The organism is Croceitalea marina (genome assembly GCF_042684265.1).
In the GTDB taxonomy this organism is placed as follows: Bacteria; Bacteroidota; Bacteroidia; order Flavobacteriales; family Flavobacteriaceae; genus Croceitalea; species Croceitalea marina.
In genome coordinates, this window is the sequence record NZ_JBHULB010000001.1 from 24,833 (window position 1) to 39,224 (window position 14,392).

Consider the following 14,392-nt stretch of genomic DNA (forward strand, 5'->3'; position numbering starts at 1 on the left):
TTTAACAAACAAGATACTAAAGTTTAGTCTTTATAATGCCAAAAAGGAATGGTTACCAAGGTGTCAATTTTAATTTTCTTTTTAAAAAGTTCGTTATCGCCAGCTGGTCCTACAATATGTAAAAGATGTTTCCCTTTTCCTATTGTCGATATATCCAAAAAGGTTTCGAACTGAAGCCGCCCATTTGAATTTGTCGTGTAAATGAACTCTTTTTCTACTATGGTTGAATCAATAAGTACTTCGTACATATTATTTACCACATTCAAGTATTTTTTTTGTTGTTCTACGTCTTTATTGTTGCCTATAGAAAGGGTTAATCCTGGAATCGACATGCTTTTTCCATTAAAGCCGTAGCCTCTTTCATCTTTGTTAGGCTTTAGAGTGCTATCTTTTTCAAAAACGGCATTCTCTTTAAATGTGGTAAAAGGTATCTTAAGGGGCAGGTACGATGTGGTGATAATTTTTGAGGGTATCGTGGCAAAATCAATTAAATCTTCGCTATTGTCGATAACATCTTCGTAATTGCCTTTATTGGCATAAATGGCACTTGAGTCTCCAGTGGTAGTTAAGTAATTGGAATGCTGCTTTGAGAAAGAACTTAGTAAGAAGCTGATAAGTAAATAGGCAGGTAAAATAAAAGTAGCTAACCATTTGGTTCTTTTTTGATCTAAAAAATTGTAGACCAAAGGTCGATATAAAAAAGAAAGGGTTATGATGCTGAAAAAACGATAAACGGGATAATAAATTTTTGGTCTTAAATTACCTTTCTTTAAGATGCCCATGCCTATGAAATCTATAAAAATGAGCAAAGCAAAAGAAAAGTAGAAGAATGCCCAATACACATTAAAAATAACCTGCTGTTCACTGCTGAAAATATCGGTAAGCTCTACTAAATTACTGACTAGAATATAGAAACCGATTATTAGCATATATGCCATAAAGTAAAATATCATTAAAAAAGCGATGGCAAATAGGGTACTACAGATATTCTCTAATCGCGATATATACCTGTCAAAAGAACCTACTTTTTTGGTAAGGTGGTCCGTGAATTTTTTGGAGTATTGCAATTCATCATAGTCAATTTCATTTGAAACATATCTAAGTCCAAGAGCCCCGATCCATACACCCCTCAAAATCACATGCACCAAAAGCACCACCAGTAAAATACTAAGTGCGGGGTATACCGTTTGTATAAAAAAACGATAAATGAAGTCATCATTGCCAATGGCCTTCATTAGTTCTTCTTTAAGCGGATTCATTACCTGAAAAAGACCAAAAATGGCAAAACCTGATATCAGTAATTCTAACTGCCAACTTTCTTGTTGAAGCTTATCAAGCAATTTTTTAAAAGAAGAACTATTGTAATCGTTGCTCATGGTTGGTTTATTGATGTTCTAATATAGAGCTTTTACATAAAAAAACGCTCATAGAAGCTATGAGCGTTTTATAGGCTAAAATTCAGACTGGGTTTGAGTTAATTACTTTATCATATCGTAACTACGATTAATGAAATTAGTAAGTTCTTCACCTTTTAAAAGTCCTTTGGATAAGCGAGCTAAATCTAAAGACTGATTAATGAGTCGCTCCCTTTTCTTAGCTGTTTTGGTATTTAAAATTTCACCTACCAGTTCATTGTTGGTATTAACGATTAAGTTGAACATATCTGGCATATTACCCATACCGAACATTCCTCCGCCCCCTGTTTGCTGCATATCTTTCATTCTACGCATAAATTCTGGCTCAGTGATGATAAATGGTTGTGCCGAGCTGTCCATCGCTTCTAATTGCACCGTAAAACCTTTAGATGGGTCAATTACTTTTTCAATCTCACCTTTTAACTTTTCTTTTTCTTCATCAGAAAGTTTAGAAATAGTGGTGTCTTCTTTTTTGATAAGATTATCGATATGGTCGGCATCAACACGGGCAAAAGAAATCTTTTCTTTCGAAGTCTCTAATTTTTGCATTAGATGAGGTACAATAGGCGAGTCTAATAATAATACTTCATAACCTTTTGCTTTTGCAGCTTCGATGTAGCTGTGTTGTGCTTCCTTGTCAGATGCGTAAAGAATAACCAGCTTGTCATCTTTATCGGTCTGGGTATCCTTTATTTTAGCCTCTAGCTCTTCAAAAGTGAAGTACTTACCATCAATGGTCGGATATAGGGCAAATTTGTCGGCCTTTTCAAAGAACTTATCTTCAGAAAGCATACCATATTCAATGACTACTTTAATGTCGTTCCATTTTTGCTCGAAGTCTTCACGGCTATTCTTGAAAAGTGAGCTTAACTTATCAGCTACCTTTTTAGTAATGTAAGATGAAATCTTTTTAACGGCACCGTCAGCTTGTAAATAAGAACGTGATACATTTAAGGGAATATCAGGAGAATCTATTACACCACGTAGCATGGTTAAAAACTCTGGCACTATACCCTCGACATTATCGGTAACGAATACCTGGTTCTGATATAATTGTATCTTATCTTTTTGAATGTTGAGGTCATTGGTCAACTTAGGGAAGTATAAAATGCCTGTTAAGTTAAATGGGTAGTCTACATTCAAATGAATATTGAACAATGGCTCCTCGAACTGCATGGGGTACAGTTCCCTGTAGAAACCTTTATAATCTTCATCTTTTAAATCTGCAGGTTTTTTTGTCCATGCAGGGTTTGGATTATTTATAATATCGTCAACCTCTTTGGTAGGAGCTGGGTCTTCTTCTTTTGCACCTTCTGGCTTGGGCAGTGTTTCTGTTTTTGTTCCGAACTTGATCGGAATAGGCATAAATTTGTTGTATTTGGTCAAAAGTTCACGTATTCTAGAATCTTCCAAAAATTCAGTTGAATCCTCGGCAACATGAAGCACAATTTCAGTACCTCTATCTTCCTTTTTAGCCTTTTTTAATTCAAATTCTGGTGATCCATCGCAAGACCAATGCACGGCTGGTTGGTCTTTAAAACTTTTGGTGATAATCTCAACTTTTTCAGCAACCATAAAAGCTGAATAGAAACCTAGGCCAAAATGCCCTATAATACCAGCGTCTTTACCGGCATCTTTATACTTATCTAAAAACTCTTCTGCACCTGAAAAAGCTACCTCGTTAATGTATTTCTTGACTTCGTCTTCGGTCATACCGATGCCTTGGTCGATAATATGTATTTTTTTGGCATCCTTATCCACTTTGATTTCAATTAGCGGATTGCCATATTCTACTTTCGCTTCTCCAATGGAAGTAAGATGCTTGAGTTTTAAAGTAGCGTCTGTCGCGTTCGAAATCAACTCACGTAAAAATATTTCATGGTCGCTGTAGAGAAACTTTTTAATTAGCGGAAAAATATTTTCTACCGAAACATTAATTTTACCTGTCGCCATAATTACTTTGATTTTATTGTATTTCATCCGCAAAGGCGGACTTTTCTTTATTTATAATTCACAAACCCCTTTTCAAAAAAAGTACCACAGCCGAAAAAGGTGACAAACTGACACCAGGATAGGATCAATTATTTTTAAGCTCAAAAGTTTAACAAATATTTTGTTTAATTAATTTAAAAATTAATTAAACATTATATATCTTTACACAGTTGTAAGGATAAATTTTGCTATGAAAAAGTTTATTACAACAAGTTTGTTTATTTATTGGTTAGGTTGTTGAAAACGTGTTCTTGCTAAGGGAACACGTTTTCTCTTTTTGTCAGATCATTAACAGAATCTATGTTTATAATATTGTAAATTTGTTTTAACAAAAAACTGAATATGGCTACAAAGGCAAGCACGACAAAAATAACAGAAAATAAAATCATCGCATTTTATATGGATTACGTTTTGGAACACGAAATGCATCCGAAATCGGTCTATAAATTTTGTAAAGAAAATAAAATCAAAGAAGATGAATTTTACGGCTTTTTTGGTTCTTTCGAAGCTTTGCAAAAAGGGATATGGAATAAGTTTCATTCCAATACAATTGATCTTCTGAATAAAAATAAGGAGTACGGTAGCTTTAGCAACAAAGACAAAATGCTCACTTATTTTTACACCTTTTTTGAACTTTTAACCTTAAATCGCAGTTATGTACTTTTTTCTTTGGACGGAAAAAGACAGTTATTGGATAAGATGGGAGAACTTAAAGAGCTAAGGTCACATCTTAAAGGTTTTGCAACGGAGCTTATTGAAGAAGGTAATGCAGATAAGACCCTAAAGATAACAAAGCAGAGTCCGAGAATATTTTCAGAGGGTGCCTGGGTGCAATTTTTGTTTTTGCTGAAATTTTGGATAGATGACTCTTCAGCTGGTTTTGAAAAAACTGATTTAGCAATAGAAAAGTCGGTTACCACAATATTTGATCTTTTTGATAATACCCCCTTAGAAAGTATTATCGATTTTGGTAAATTTTTATACAAAGAGAACTTCGCTTAGTACTATAAATATGAAGACACTAGATAAGATACCTACGGGAAAGATTGAGCGTGCTGGGAAATTGGTAAAAACTGGTGTGAAAATAGGTGGTAACTATGCCAAATACTATAGTAAGAAACTAGTCAACCCGAATTTAAGTAAAGATGAGCTTAATGAGGATAATGCGGGTGACATTTATGACGGGCTAAAAAGTTTAAAAGGCAGTGCGCTTAAAGTAGCCCAGATGCTAAGTATGGAGAAAAACCTGCTACCTAGTGCCTACGTAGAGAAATTTTCTCTTTCTCAATTTTCTGTACCACCGCTTTCTGCACCATTGGTCCGTAAAACTTTCAAAAAATATCTTGGTAAATTTCCAGAGGAGATTTTTGACACCTTTGAGCGTGATTCGGTTAACGCTGCGAGTATCGGTCAAGTACACAAAGCCACTAAAGATGGCAGAAAACTAGCTGTCAAAATTCAATATCCTGGGGTTGCGGAAAGTATAAGCAGTGATTTAGCTATAGTTAAGCCTATTGCCATTCGCATGTTCAACTTGCAGGGAAAAGACTCCGATAAATATTTTAAGGAAGTTGAGAATAAATTGGTAGAAGAGACCAATTACATTTTAGAGTTAAAACAAAGTAAGGAGATAACTGAAGCCTGTGCGGTTATACCCAATATGGAGTTCCCTAAATATTATGAAGAACTTTCTAGCGAACGAATCATTACGATGGACTGGATGAAAGGAGTTCATCTAAGTGAGTTTGCTAAAGCCGGGTTCGCACAAAAAATCGGAAATAAGCTAGGGCAAGCCCTTTGGGACTTTTACATGTTTCAAATTCACGGTTTGCGAAAAGTACATGCTGACCCCCACCCAGGTAATTTTCTAGTAAGTAAAGAAAATACTTTAATCGCTATCGATTTTGGCTGTATTAAAGAGATTCCAGATGAGTTTTATATTCCCTACTTTGAGTTGGCGAAGAAAGAAAACATCAATAGCGATGAAATCTTTATGGAAAAGCTTTATGAACTTGAAATATTGACGCCAACAGATTCTCAAAAAGAACTAGACTTTTTCACGGCCTTGTTTAAAGAGATGCTAAGTCTATTTACCTCGCCTTTTCATGAAGAAGAGTTCGACTTTGGTTCTGATGTCTTTTGGGCTAAAATAGCGGACCTTAGCGAACGCTATTCCAAAGACGAGCAAATACGAAAAATGAACGGTAATCGCGGCTCAAAACATTTTTTATATATGAACCGTACTTTCTTCGGTCTCTACAATCTTTTACACGATTTAAAGGCCAAGGTCACGGTAAATAATTTTAGACAGTATCTGGACTAAATATAATATCCAAGGTTTAAAATAAATCCGAATGTTTTAGTACCATCAATTTATTTTTTACTTTACCGATTCAATTACTCATCTCTAATGGGTTTCAAACACATTTTTTATGTATAATTCTAAAATTATAGGTCTTGGCCATTACGTTCCTGATAATGTTGTAACCAATGATGATCTTTCTAAGTTAATGGATACCAATGATGAATGGATTCAAGAACGTACAGGAATTAAAGAAAGAAGACATGTAGTAAAAGGTGAAGATACTACGACTACAATGGGGGTCAAAGCAGCCAAAGTAGCTATAGAACGAGCAGGAATAGATAAAGATGACATTGATTTTATTGTTTTTGCAACCTTGAGTCCAGACTATTATTTCCCTGGTCCGGGCGTTTTGGTGCAACGAGATTTAGGTATCAAAACTGTAGGTGCCCTTGATGTTAGAAACCAATGTTCTGGGTTCGTATATGGAATATCGGTTGCCGACCAATATGTAAAAAGTGGTATGTACAAAAATGTTTTGGTCATTGGTTCTGAGGTACATTCTACAGGGTTGGATATGACAACAAGGGGTAGGGGAGTATCCGTTATTTTTGGGGATGGTGCAGGTGCTGCCGTTGTTAGTAGAGAAGAAGATACCTCAAAAGGTATTCTTTCAACCCATTTGCATTCCGAAGGGCAACACGCAGAAGAACTTTCGCTTATTGCGCCTGGCATGGGCAAACGATGGGTAACCGATATCATAGATGACAATGATCCTAATGATGAATCCTATTTTCCTTACATGAACGGGCAATTTGTATTCAAAAATGCGGTAGTTCGTTTTAGCGAAGTGATAATGGAAGGCTTGCAAACAAACGGATTAAATCCTTCCGACATTAATATGTTGGTTCCGCACCAGGCAAACCTTAGAATTTCTCAGTTTGTACAAAAGAAGTTTGGGCTTTCGAACGATCAAGTGTATAATAACATTATGCACTATGGCAATACAACTGCGGCCTCAATACCTATAGCTTTGACCGAAGCTTGGGAAAAAGGTAAAATTAATGACGGTGATTTAGTAGTACTGGCAGCCTTTGGTAGTGGATTTACTTGGGGTAGTGCCATTATTAGATGGTAAAAATAAACCCTAGCTTTTACACTAGGGTTTCTTATTGATTTCTTGATGTAGAACTAACCAACCAATTTCTATCTCAAACAAACCAATACCTTAATTCCTTTTTAAAAAGACGCCAATATCTAAATGATGTTACATTAAAACCTGGCTTTAACAATTTTTAAGAGTGCGGTTGCAGTTATTTTTAGGTAAGCATTTAAAAAAAGAACCCTGACTCCAATAAAGAAGTCAGGGTTTTGTCATTGATAAGCTATACTAAACACTAACCATTAACTATAAAAAATACAGTCTTACCAATGATTAAAATTTTAAGTCTATTACCAATAGACGATATTTTTCGTAAATCGTTACGACTTTTAACCTAGTTTAACAGATAAATAACAAATGAAAACAACTTTAGTCTTTGGTGCTTCTTTAAAAACCAATCGTTACAGTAACATAGCTATTCACCGTTTACAGGAGAATAATATTGATACAAAGGCATTTGGGTTAAGGGCCGGATATGTAGGTTCGGTGCAAATTAAAACCAATTTGTCGGATATTAAAAACATAGATACCATTACCCTATACATGAACCCTTCTCGACAAAGCGAGTATTACTATCAAATTATGAAATTGGCACCGAGAAGAGTGATTTTTAACCCTGGTACCGAGAACCCAGAATTTTATAAATTGTTAGGAGAAAAAGGAATACAAGTTGAGGTTGCCTGCACCCTGGTTTTATTAGCTACCGGCCAATATTAAAAGAGGAATCTTACTCGCTGGGTAAGGCTTCAAATTCTTCCCTTTTGTTTTGAAACCATGCCTGCATAGCTTCTGGAGATTTCATGAGTGTTTTCATCTCGTTCATAGCATCTAAGTGTGCTGCATCATTTTTTTGAAACATTTCCATCCCATGTTTTTTGCTTAATTCGGCTATTTCTTCAAAAGTATCAGCCCTAAATTCAATATTACAGGCTCCACCTAATTGTTTACAGGTCATTGTTTTCATAGTTTCTTATGTTTTAAAGAGGTGCCTTTTGCTTTCTATCCCGTATGAGCCATAGGCCAATAAAAGTGAGTAGACCATTTAAAGGCAGTAATTCATAGCCTACGGCATAACCGCCTAGAAATTTGGCATCTATATTTCCAATAATTGCTATCATCACAACCGATAGAATTGCGACAATCCATACGTACTTGTCCTTTATTTTGTGTTTTGTAAAAATGCCAAAGGCAAAGAGGCCTAACAGTGGGCCGTAGGTATATCCTGCTACAATTAAGAGGCTGTCAATAACATTACGACTTAAGATATACTTAAAAGAGATAATAACCAAGATTAAAGCAAGGCTCATCGCAATATGTGTCTTTTTGCGAATCTTTTTTTGCTCAATTTCAGATTTTTGTTCAATGTTTAAAAAATCTACACAAAAAGAAGTGGTCAAAGAGGTTAATGCGCTATCTGCGCTGCTATAGGCCGCAGCGATTAGACCGAGCATAAATGTAATGGAAAGCGTAAGACCTAATCCGCTATTCAGAGCAACTTCCGGAAAGAGCAAATCTGTTTTTGGTGCGCCATCCATTAATGGAATTGCTATTCCATTTTGTTTGCTATAAATGAATAGTAAAGCTCCTAAAAGCATAAAGAGAAAGGTGACGGCGACCAATACAAAACTAAAAGAAACCATGTTCTTTTGGGCATCCTTAAGATTTTTACAGGTTAGGTTTTTTTGCATCATATCTTGGTCAAGCCCCGTCATACAGATAGTAATGAACATTCCACCAAGAAACGATTTTATAAAATGGTTTTTAGCCAAAAGAGTATCGGTAAAGAAAAATTTATTATAATTTTTTAATTCATCAGATTCTAAGAACTCGCCAAAACTCCAGTCCAGCTCGCTATTGATTAATATGATAGAGAGAATTACCGCTGCAATCATAAAAGTGGTTTGTAGTGTGTCCGTCCAGACTATAGTTTTTATACCTCCGCGATTGGTGTATATCCATATTAGGGCTATAGAAATTACAACTGTTATTTCAAAAGGTACGCCTAAGTCATCAAATACAAATTGCTGTAATACTATGGCTACTAGATATAGCCTGAAAGCGGCTCCTAAAACGCGAGAAACAAAAAAGAAAAAAGCTCCTGTTTTGTGACTTACATGGCCGAAGCGCTCTAAAAGATACTCATAGATCGAGGTTAAGTTTAGTCTATAATAAACAGGTAATAAGACAAAGGCCACAACAAAATAGCCCACCAAATAACCCAAGACCACCTGCATATAACTAAACTCCGAAGCCTCTACCCAACCTGGCACAGAAATAAAAGTTACCCCAGAAAGTGAGGCCCCAACCATTCCAAAGGCGACTAAATACCATGGAGACTTTTGACCCGCCTTAAAAAAATCGGTGTTGGAGTCATTTTTGCCTGTAATGTAAGAGATAAGTAGAAGTACTAAAAAGTACCCTCCAATAAGCAGTAATATCTGAATTGCAGACATAAAATCTATTTGTTTGGCAAAATACAAAAAGCTAGCTAGCTAAGCTACCTTGGTACGGCAAAACGAAGCTTTAAACAGAATTGAATTTTAATTTAAGCAAAGCCCCAGAGTATTATATATTTTGCCGGCGCCAATAAATGTAAAATTGTAATTTTACAGCAATGGAATACTCTTCTAAACTTTTGGAAAATGCTGTGTATGAAATGTCGCAATTACCCGGTATTGGTAAACGAACGGCGTTACGTTTGGTGTTACACTTATTAAAACAACCGGAAGAACGAACAGCATTTTTAGCCGGTTCATTAATGAAGCTGAGAGAAGAAATAAATTTTTGTAGTTCTTGTCATAATATTTCTGATACAGCACTATGCGAAATATGCGCTAACCCAAAACGTGATGAAAGTCTTGTTTGTGTTGTAGAAGATATTAGAGATGTAATGGCTATTGAAAACACCTCGCAATATCAAGGGCTGTACCATGTTCTTGGGGGGAAGATTTCACCAATGGAAGGTGTAGGGCCGCAAGATTTGAATATTGTTTCGTTAGTGACCAAAGTAAAAATGGGAAAGGTTAAAGAGCTCATCTTTGCGCTAAGCTCAACTATGGAAGGCGATACCACTAATTTTTATATTTATAAGCAATTAGAGGGTACGGACATAACTACTTCTACGATTGCTAGAGGTATTTCTGTGGGAGATGAATTGGAATATGCCGATGAGGTTACTTTAGGAAGGAGTATTTTAAACCGTGTTCCATTTGAAAGCTCTATTAAAGCCAATTGACTATCAATCAAAATAGATAGATGAAAGAGGTGTTATTTAATACATAAAAATTAATGATAAGGTCATTATTTTGTTATTTTTGCAAAATATAAGGGTCAATTGATACGTTAATTAAGAATATGTCAAAATTTGAATTGAAATTACCGCAAATGGGAGAGAGTGTTGCAGAAGCAACGCTAACTACTTGGCTCAAAGAAGTTGGTGACACCATCGAAATGGATGAAGCTATTTTTGAGATTGCAACCGATAAGGTGGACTCTGAAGTACCTAGTGAAGTAGAGGGAACTTTAGTTGAAAAACGGTTCGAGGTTGATGATGTAATTAAGGTAGGTGAAGTGGTTGCCGTTATTGAAGTTGAAGGAGATGCACCAAATGTCGAAGTTGAAAGTCCTGCTGAGAAAGAGGTAGAGATTGATGCTGAAGAGCCAGTAGCACAAATTCAACAACAAGTTTTTGCAGCAAGAGAAACTGTTGCGACAGCTGTTCAAGATTTCTCAAGTTCAGAACGTTTTTATTCTCCTCTTGTAAAGAATATTGCTAAAGAAGAAGGTATATCCGTGGCGGAATTGGATACAATTCCTGGTACTGGAAAGGAAGGACGCGTAACCAAAAACGATATTCTAGCATTTATTGAAAATAGGGGTTCCAATGGTAGCACTCCTGCTGTAGAACAGAAAGAGGAAGCTCCAAGGGTAGTTGAAGTAAAAGAAACTCCAAAAACTGCTCCGGTGGCTAGTCCTCCAAAAACAAGTACGGTACAAGTTTCAGGTGGAGATGAAATCATACCATTATCTCGAATGGGCAAATTGATAGCTCATCATATGGTAGAAAGTGTATCTACTTCTGCCCATGTTCAAAGCTTTATTGAGGTAGATGTCACCAATGTGGTTAATTGGAGAAATAAAGTCAAAAAGGCCTTTGAGGAACGTGAGGGTGAAAAATTGACCTTTACACCAATTTTTATGGAAGCCGTTGCTGTGGCCATAAAGAAGTTTCCGTTAATCAATGTTTCATTGGATGGCGACAATGTCATCAAGAAGAAGAACATCAATCTAGGTATGGCAGCAGCTCTGCCCGATGGTAATCTAATTGTTCCTGTAATCAAAAATGCAGACCAATTGAATTTAGTGGGCATGGCCAAAACAATAAACGATTTGGCGAATCGTGCTAGAAACAATGCCCTTAAACCTGATGAGATTAAAGATGGTACGTATACGGTAACAAACGTAGGTACTTTTGGTAGTGTTTTTGGTACTCCAATAATCAATCAACCTCAAGTAGGTATATTGGCTTTAGGTGCTATTCGTAAGATGCCATCTGTAATTGAAACTCCCGAAGGTGATTTTATAGGGGTGCGCAGTAAAATGTTTTTGTCGCACAGTTATGACCATCGAGTGGTAAATGGTGCCTTGGGCGGTATGTTTATTAAAACAGTGGCCGATTACCTTGAGTCATGGGATGTGAATCGCGAGATTTAGAAACGTTGCTCCATACTGATTCGAACTAAATTTTATTGCATCTACTAGGTGACTTTTATTGAAGACCTATCTTTGTGGAAAATGATATTCCAAAATGCAATTAAACTTAACGAAACCTATCTGCTTTTTCGATTTAGAAACTACAGGGGTCAATGTAGCCAAAGATAGAATAGTAGAAATTTCCATTCTTAAGGTTTTTCCTAACGGAAATAAGGAAAGCAAGACATGGTTGGTTAATCCAGAGATGGATATTCCTCCTGCGGTTGTTGCAGTTCATGGTATCTCAAACGAAAAGGTGGTCAACGAACCAACTTTTAAAGAATTATCAAAAGAAATCTATACCATGGTTAAGGATAGTGACCTAGCGGGTTTCAATTCTGATCGTTTTGATATTCCTTTATTGGCTGAAGAAATGCTTAGGGCAGAGGTAGATTTTGATATGAAGCATATGGTTTCAGTTGATGTGCAGACCATATTCCATAAAATGGAGAAGCGAACATTAGGTGCGGCTTACAAGTTTTATTGCGATAAAGATTTGGAAGATGCCCATAGTGCAGAAGCAGATACCATGGCGACTTATGAAGTACTGCTATCGCAACTAGACCGCTACCCAGATCTGGAAAATAATGTTAAGAAACTCTCTGAATTCACTACGCGCAAACAATCATTAGATTTTGCTGGTTTTATAGGGGTTGATGAAAACGACAATCCGACTTTTGCCTTTGGTAAGCACAAGGGCAAAACAGTAGATGAGGTATTGGAGAAAGAGCCGGGTTATTTTGGTTGGATCCTGAATGCCGATTTTCCGCTTTATACTAAAAAAGTGCTAACGCAATTGAAGTTGAGCAAGCTAAATAATAAGTTGACTTAATGCGATTGACATTTTTATTCTTGTTTTTTTCGGTATTCTGCTTCTCACAGAATATTGATTTTGATGGTAGGGTTGTAGATGCTAAGACCAATGAACCTATACCATATGTAAACATTAGTTTTTTAAACACCTTAACAGGAACATCTACTACAGAGGAAGGAAAATACGCTTTGGAAATCCCCAAAGAATATCTAGAGAAAAAGATACACGTTTCTTCATTAGGTTATAAAGACACCATTTTATTAGCACAACGGCTATATGATAAAAAACTTCTTAAAATGGTAGAGGCTACTTTTGAGTTGGAAGAAGTTGTAGTTGCCAAAAACTTGGGAGAAGCACAGGTACTTAACCCTATTTCAAGTTATAGCATTACTAGTGGATTCGATTCTTCTTCCACACCTTGGGTTTTGGCACTTTACTTTCCTAATATCGGGGCAAGTAAAAAATATCTGGAGACGGTTACGGTATTTTTTAGGGAGAAAAATGAATTTACCAGAGAACGTGCTAAATTTAGGTTACGTTTATACAGTGTAAACCCACATACTAAAAAACCGGAAAGGGATTTGGTGCAAAAGAGCATCATTCTTGAATCACTGAAATCTTATGATTATACTTCTATTGATGTATCATCCTTAAAAATAAAAGTCCCCAAAGAAGGTATCTATATTGGTTTAGAATGGCTTTTTATACCCTACAATTGGTATAATAAAGATGAAAAAGACCAACTTACCAACAAACAGCGCTTAGAGGACCGTTTTGCGCCGACTTTTGGAGGAATGTACACCAAGAATCAAAACTTTAAAGTGATGATTTACGGAATGGGTGAATGGCAAGACTTTAAGGTAAAATCAAAGAACAATACAGAAAACTTTATTCCGGCAATAAGTATCAAAGTCGCTAAAGAATAGACGTAACAATAACGTGTAGCAAATGAAACTAATTTGTATCGGCAGAAACTATGCTGCCCACATTGATGAATTGAAGAATGAAAGGCCAACAGAACCGGTTGTTTTTATAAAACCCGATTCGGCCATTTTGCCCAAGGGGCAAGATTTTTATATTCCTGAATTTTCGAATGAAATACACTATGAAGTTGAGGTACTTGTGAAGATTAAAAAAGTCGGGAAACACATCGATGAAAAATTTGCCCATAAATACTATGACGAAATAAGTTTGGGTATAGATTTTACTGCTCGCGATCTACAATCTGAGTTAAAAGCTAAAGGTTTGCCCTGGGAAAAAGCGAAAGGATTTGATGGCGCCGCAGTGGTTGGTAAGTGGATTGACAAAAAAAAGTACGAAAATTTAGACAAATTAAGGTTTTCCTTGTTAAAAAATAAGGAAATCGTACAAAAAGGTGATACTAGCTTGATGTTGTGGAAGATAGACGCTTTAATTGCTCATGTATCTACCTATTTTATGCTGAAAAAGGGCGATATTATCTATACTGGCACTCCGGCCGGTGTTGGTAAAGTTGTAGCAAATGACTACCTTGAAGGAAGAATTGAAGAAGAGAATTTTTTTGCAATCAATGTTCGCTAATGATATATAGTCTAGATAAAATAAATGAGATGGCCGAGGGGGATCAAGATTTTGTGATTTCCGTAGTGACCGTTTTTTTAGAAGAGGTCCCAGAAGATCTTCAAAATTTAGAAAAGGCTATCGAAGAAAGAAATTTCGAGCAGGTCTATAAGATGGCTCATAAAATAAAGCCAAATGTGGATCTTTTGGGTATGGAACAGACGCGTGCTACCGCTTTGGAAATTGAAACATTAGGTAAAAGTGAAGACAATTTGGCAATCATAGAAGAAAAGTTCCCTTTACTGAAGAAAGATGTGGAACAGGTCGTTGCCGAACTTCATAAAGACTTCCAGGTATAACACGATAATTCATTTACCAAACTCCCTTTTTAGTTACTTTTGCTGCTGAGTATCTTG

At 36.1% G+C, this 14,392-nt stretch carries 14 protein-coding genes; 10 read left to right on the forward strand and 4 right to left on the reverse strand.

The annotated features are described in order from the left end of the window. Positions 1 to 23 precede the first annotated feature (23 nt). Together ACFSQJ_RS00140 and htpG are read right to left on the reverse strand one after the other, a co-directional pair. Positions 24 to 1,376: a hypothetical protein gene (locus ACFSQJ_RS00140; RefSeq protein ID WP_377764722.1), complete on the reverse strand. Its 1,353-nt coding sequence runs from the start codon at positions 1,374 to 1,376 to the stop codon at positions 24 to 26. A 102-nt stretch (positions 1,377 to 1,478) separates the two neighbouring features. After that, positions 1,479 to 3,368 (reverse strand): molecular chaperone HtpG, encoded by a 1,890-nt coding sequence (gene htpG, locus ACFSQJ_RS00145; RefSeq protein WP_377764723.1) that lies wholly within the window; start codon positions 3,366 to 3,368, stop codon positions 1,479 to 1,481. A 381-nt stretch (positions 3,369 to 3,749) separates the two neighbouring features. On the opposite strand from htpG, the gene ACFSQJ_RS00150 reads away from it, so the two are divergent. The 4 genes from ACFSQJ_RS00150 to ACFSQJ_RS00165 all read left to right on the forward strand — a co-directional run bounded on the left by ACFSQJ_RS00150 (position 3,750) and on the right by ACFSQJ_RS00165 (position 7,588). Next, complete coding sequence (locus ACFSQJ_RS00150; protein ID WP_377764724.1) at positions 3,750 to 4,409, forward strand: TetR family transcriptional regulator C-terminal domain-containing protein; 660 nt, start codon at positions 3,750 to 3,752, stop codon at positions 4,407 to 4,409. Between the two features lie 10 nt (positions 4,410 to 4,419). Then, a complete protein-coding gene (locus ACFSQJ_RS00155; RefSeq protein WP_377764725.1) occupies positions 4,420 to 5,730 on the forward strand; it encodes an ABC1 kinase family protein in 1,311 nt (436 codons plus the stop codon). A gap of 109 nt (positions 5,731 to 5,839) precedes the next feature. Then, positions 5,840 to 6,847, forward strand: a complete 1,008-nt coding sequence (locus ACFSQJ_RS00160; RefSeq protein ID WP_377764726.1) for a 3-oxoacyl-ACP synthase III family protein — start codon at positions 5,840 to 5,842, stop codon at positions 6,845 to 6,847. A 381-nt stretch (positions 6,848 to 7,228) separates the two neighbouring features. Continuing rightward, positions 7,229 to 7,588 carry a CoA-binding protein gene (locus tag ACFSQJ_RS00165; RefSeq protein ID WP_377764727.1) on the forward strand — a complete coding sequence of 120 codons (360 nt, stop codon included), beginning with the start codon at positions 7,229 to 7,231 and terminating at the stop codon, positions 7,586 to 7,588. Positions 7,589 to 7,598: 10 nt separating this feature from the next. Here the strand turns inward: ACFSQJ_RS00165 and ACFSQJ_RS00170 are convergent, their stop codons facing one another. Beyond that, entirely contained in the window at positions 7,599 to 7,835 is a 237-nt protein-coding gene (locus tag ACFSQJ_RS00170) for a DUF1059 domain-containing protein (protein WP_377764728.1), read from the reverse strand. 13 nt (positions 7,836 to 7,848) lie between these two features. Beyond that, entirely contained in the window at positions 7,849 to 9,324 is a 1,476-nt protein-coding gene (locus ACFSQJ_RS00175; protein ID WP_377764729.1) for a sodium:solute symporter, read from the reverse strand. Positions 9,325 to 9,485: 161 nt separating this feature from the next. Here ACFSQJ_RS00175 and recR point away from each other — a divergent pair, with 161 nt between their 5' ends. The 6 genes from recR (at position 9,486) to ACFSQJ_RS00205 (ending at position 14,335) form a co-directional block, all read left to right on the forward strand. Then, entirely contained in the window at positions 9,486 to 10,106 is a 621-nt protein-coding gene (gene recR, locus ACFSQJ_RS00180; RefSeq protein ID WP_377764730.1) for a recombination mediator RecR, read from the forward strand. A 119-nt stretch (positions 10,107 to 10,225) separates the two neighbouring features. After that, a complete protein-coding gene (locus tag ACFSQJ_RS00185; RefSeq protein ID WP_377764731.1) occupies positions 10,226 to 11,584 on the forward strand; it encodes a dihydrolipoamide acetyltransferase family protein in 1,359 nt (452 codons plus the stop codon). Between the two features lie 94 nt (positions 11,585 to 11,678). Continuing rightward, the gene (locus ACFSQJ_RS00190; RefSeq protein ID WP_377764732.1) at positions 11,679 to 12,455 is read left to right on the forward strand and encodes a 3'-5' exonuclease; all 777 of its coding nucleotides are present in this window, start codon (positions 11,679 to 11,681) and stop codon (positions 12,453 to 12,455) included. Beyond that, positions 12,455 to 13,363: a carboxypeptidase-like regulatory domain-containing protein gene (locus tag ACFSQJ_RS00195; RefSeq protein WP_377764733.1), complete on the forward strand. Its 909-nt coding sequence runs from the start codon at positions 12,455 to 12,457 to the stop codon at positions 13,361 to 13,363. The genes ACFSQJ_RS00190 and ACFSQJ_RS00195 overlap by 1 nt, the downstream gene beginning before the upstream one ends. Positions 13,364 to 13,385: 22 nt before the next feature. Next, a complete protein-coding gene (locus ACFSQJ_RS00200) occupies positions 13,386 to 13,997 on the forward strand; it encodes a fumarylacetoacetate hydrolase family protein (protein WP_377764734.1) in 612 nt (203 codons plus the stop codon). Then, positions 13,997 to 14,335 carry an Hpt domain-containing protein gene (locus tag ACFSQJ_RS00205; protein ID WP_377764735.1) on the forward strand — a complete coding sequence of 113 codons (339 nt, stop codon included), beginning with the start codon at positions 13,997 to 13,999 and terminating at the stop codon, positions 14,333 to 14,335. Before ACFSQJ_RS00200 ends, ACFSQJ_RS00205 begins: the two co-directional genes overlap by 1 nt. Positions 14,336 to 14,392: the final 57 nt, after the last annotated feature.

Bases quoted from the DNA above. Each gene is read 5' to 3' on its own strand.
- ACFSQJ_RS00140 (WP_377764722.1), bottom strand. From the start codon at position 1,376: ATGAGCAACGATTACAATAGTTCTTCTTTTAAAAAATTGCTTGATAAG.
- htpG (WP_377764723.1), bottom strand. From the start codon at position 3,368: ATGGCGACAGGTAAAATTAATGTTTCGGTAGAAAATATTTTTCCGCTA.
- ACFSQJ_RS00150 (WP_377764724.1), top strand. From the start codon at position 3,750: ATGGCTACAAAGGCAAGCACGACAAAAATAACAGAAAATAAAATCATC.
- ACFSQJ_RS00155 (WP_377764725.1), top strand. From the start codon at position 4,420: ATGAAGACACTAGATAAGATACCTACGGGAAAGATTGAGCGTGCTGGG.
- ACFSQJ_RS00160 (WP_377764726.1), top strand. From the start codon at position 5,840: ATGTATAATTCTAAAATTATAGGTCTTGGCCATTACGTTCCTGATAAT.
- ACFSQJ_RS00165 (WP_377764727.1), top strand. From the start codon at position 7,229: ATGAAAACAACTTTAGTCTTTGGTGCTTCTTTAAAAACCAATCGTTAC.
- ACFSQJ_RS00170 (WP_377764728.1), bottom strand. From the start codon at position 7,835: ATGAAAACAATGACCTGTAAACAATTAGGTGGAGCCTGTAATATTGAA.
- ACFSQJ_RS00175 (WP_377764729.1), bottom strand. From the start codon at position 9,324: ATGTCTGCAATTCAGATATTACTGCTTATTGGAGGGTACTTTTTAGTA.
- recR (WP_377764730.1), top strand. From the start codon at position 9,486: ATGGAATACTCTTCTAAACTTTTGGAAAATGCTGTGTATGAAATGTCG.
- ACFSQJ_RS00185 (WP_377764731.1), top strand. From the start codon at position 10,226: ATGTCAAAATTTGAATTGAAATTACCGCAAATGGGAGAGAGTGTTGCA.
- ACFSQJ_RS00190 (WP_377764732.1), top strand. From the start codon at position 11,679: ATGCAATTAAACTTAACGAAACCTATCTGCTTTTTCGATTTAGAAACT.
- ACFSQJ_RS00195 (WP_377764733.1), top strand. From the start codon at position 12,455: ATGCGATTGACATTTTTATTCTTGTTTTTTTCGGTATTCTGCTTCTCA.
- ACFSQJ_RS00200 (WP_377764734.1), top strand. From the start codon at position 13,386: ATGAAACTAATTTGTATCGGCAGAAACTATGCTGCCCACATTGATGAA.
- ACFSQJ_RS00205 (WP_377764735.1), top strand. From the start codon at position 13,997: ATGATATATAGTCTAGATAAAATAAATGAGATGGCCGAGGGGGATCAA.